This is a genomic window from Mycobacterium sp. (genome assembly GCF_051006775.1).
GTDB lineage: Bacteria > Actinomycetota > Actinomycetes > Mycobacteriales > Mycobacteriaceae > Mycobacterium.
Window position 1 is genome coordinate 1 of sequence record NZ_JBPCSX010000091.1, and the last position, 2,740, is coordinate 2,740.

At 69.5% G+C, this 2,740-nt stretch carries 3 protein-coding genes; 2 read left to right on the forward strand and 1 reads right to left on the reverse strand.

The annotated features are described in order from the left end of the window. Together ACR2JI_RS06755 and ACR2JI_RS06760 are read left to right on the forward strand one after the other, a co-directional pair. The coding region (locus tag ACR2JI_RS06755; protein ID WP_526389312.1) for an acyl-CoA dehydrogenase family protein at positions 1-604 on the forward strand (604 nt) is incomplete at its 5' end. A 33-nt stretch (positions 605-637) separates the two neighbouring features. Further along, on the forward strand, positions 638-2,026 hold the full coding sequence (locus ACR2JI_RS06760) for an HNH endonuclease signature motif containing protein (RefSeq protein WP_526389313.1): 1,389 nt from the start codon (positions 638-640) through the stop codon (positions 2,024-2,026). Here ACR2JI_RS06760 and ACR2JI_RS06765 read toward each other — a convergent pair. Next, a partial coding sequence (locus tag ACR2JI_RS06765) for an acyl-CoA thioesterase (RefSeq protein WP_526389314.1) occupies positions 2,023-2,740 on the reverse strand: 718 nt, incomplete at its 5' end. The two genes, ACR2JI_RS06760 and ACR2JI_RS06765, sit on opposite strands and share 4 nt — an antisense overlap.

Sequence of the window (2,740 nt, forward strand, 5' to 3'; positions counted from 1 at the left end):
GGTGCCGGCCGATCATGTGCTCGGTGGCGAGGGTCAGGCGTTCGCGATTGCGCAGACCCGGCTCGGCGGCGGACGGGTGCACCATGCGATGCGGACGATCGCCATGGCGCGCAAGGCTTTCGACATGATGTGCGAGCGGGCGGTGTCCCGGCAGACCCGCAAGGGCCCGCTGGGCGATTTCCAGATGACACAGGAGAAGATCGCCGACAGCTGGATTCAGATCGAGCAGTTCCGACTGCTGGTGCTGCGGACCGCGTGGAAGATCGACAAGTACCACGACTATCAGAAGGTGCGCCGCGATATCGCCGCGGTCAAGGTCGCGATGCCCGGGGTGCTGCACGATGTGGTGATGCGGGCCATGCAGTTGCACGGCTCCCTGGGTGTGTCTGATGAGATGCCGTTCGTCAAGATGCTGGTGGCCTCGCAGTCACTGGCGATCGCCGACGGCCCCACCGAGGTGCACAAGCTGACGGTGGCGCGGCGCACGCTGCGGGAGTACGAACCGGTGGACACGCTGTTCCCGTCCGGGCATCTGCCCACCCGCAAGGAAGCCGCCCGGGAGCGGCTGGCGGAACTGCTCGAGCTGGAGATCGCCGAGCACTGATTCTTGTCAGAGTGCATACCTAGTATCGAATGTATGTTCGATGATCTTGATGACCGGGGGCTGCTGACCTCGATGCGGGAGGGTCAGCGCGCCGAGCGCAGGGCCGTGGCCCAGCGGCTGCTCGCCGCCGGTCGGTTGTGTCAGATGCGGATGGCCGGCGCCGATGAGATGGAGCGGCTGAACTGGTGCGTCGACAACTGGGAGGCGGTGGCAGCCGAGGTCGGCGCCGAGCTGGGCATCAGCCGCAACCGGGCCTCGTCGCAGATGAACTACGGGGTCGAACTGCTCGAACGGCTGCCCCGGGTTGCGGCGGTGTTCGCCGCCGGTGACATCGACTTTCGTGTGGTGGCGGCCATCGTGTTCCGGACCGGGCTGATCACCGATCCAGCGTTACTGGCGCAGATCGACGCGAAACTGGCGGCCCTCGCCGGAGGATGGAACGCCCTCTCCCGGAAGAAGGTGGCCCAGCTGGTGGACCGCTGGGTCTGCCACTTCGACCCGGCCGCCCAGCGGGTGGCGAGGTCCGCCGAGGCCGAGCGGCACATCACCTTCGGTGAGACCCGCAACGGGATGGTGGAGTTCTGGGGTGCGCTACGCGCCGCGGACGCCGCCATCCTCGACCGCACACTCAACGAGATCGCCGCTACCGTCTGCAGCGCCGACACCCGCACCAAGGACCAACGCCGCGCCGACGCGCTGTGTGCACTCGGCGCCGGGCCGAGGAAACTGGGGTGCGATTGCGGTGCCCGGGACTGCCCGGGCGCGTCGGTGGCACCTTCCGGTGCGGTGGTCATTCACGTACTGGCCGAGGCCGCCACCCTGGCCGGCGGTGACACACCCGGCTTCCTGCCCGGGTACGGATCGCTGCCCGCCGAGGCGGTGCGCGACCTGGCCGGGCGGGCCCGGGTCCGGCAACTGAAGGCCCCCTGGCAGTTCACCGCCGAGCCGAACTACCGCCCCTCGGCGGCCCTGGCGGACTTCGTCCGCTGCCGCGACCTGACCTGCCGCTTCCCCGGCTGTGACAAGCCCGCCGAGGTCTGCGATGTGGACCACACCGTGCCGTGGGGTCTCGGCGGGCCCACCCACCCGTCCAACAACAAACTGCTGTGCCGGCTGCATCATCTTTTGAAGACCTTCTGGCCGGGATGGACCGACGTGCAGTATCCGGACGGCACGATCACCTGGACCTCCCCGAGCGGGCGGACCTACACCACCACCCCGGGCGGAGCAGCGTTCTTCCCCCAGTTCGCGACGCCCACCGAAAATCTGACTACCGTTGCGCAACAGACTGATTCGCGTCCCGGTCGCACCCTGATGATGCCGACCCGCCGCCGCAGCCGCGCCGCCGAACGCGAGGCGCGGATCGCCTGGGAACGCGGGCTCAACCAACAGCGCTGGGCGCAGGATCCGCCGCCCTTCTAGCTCTGCCGGGTGACTGCCTGGCCCTCGTGCACGATGGTCGCCACCCGCGCACCGTCGGCGCCGAACAGCCCGGCCGTCATCACCCCGCGGCCGCGGCCGGCCGCCGGTGAGCGGGACTGCAGCAGGTTCCACCGGTCGGCATGGATGCGGTCGTGAAACCAGACCGACGAGTCGGTGGTTGCGGCGTGATGACTGCGGTCGGTCATCGAATGGCCGTGCACCGCGAGTACCGGATCGACGCCATAGATGTCGGTGACGAACAGTGCAATGCATGCGTGCAGCGCCGGATCGTCGGGCAACTCGGAGGTGACCCGCCACCACAGGTTGCGCACGAACTCGTCGCCGGACCGATGGTCGCGGATCCGGATGTCGATTGCGTCGAGCGGCAGGGCCGGCGCAGGCCCGATCGGCCCGGTGCGCTCCAAGGACTCGGGGTCCTCCGTCGGCGACGGCCGGTCGGCGTGCTCGGGCCCGGGGGCCGGCACCGCGAACAGCACTGTGGCGCTGGCCAACAGCCGGTCGTCCTGACGCGCCAGCACCCGGCGTGAGGAGGTGGTGCGTCCGTCATGGACCCGTTCGACGTCGCAGCGCGCCGGGATACCGGCGTCCCCGCCGCGCAGGAACTGCATATGCGCGGCGGTGGGTGACCGGTCGGTGTCGACGGTGCGGCAGGCGGCGGCCAACGCCTGAGCGGCCAGCAGCCCGCCGTAGGCC

Excerpts from the sequence above, each read along its gene's own strand:
- ACR2JI_RS06760 (WP_526389313.1), top strand. The coding sequence starts at position 638 with ATGTTCGATGATCTTGATGACCGGGGGCTGCTGACCTCGATGCGGGAG.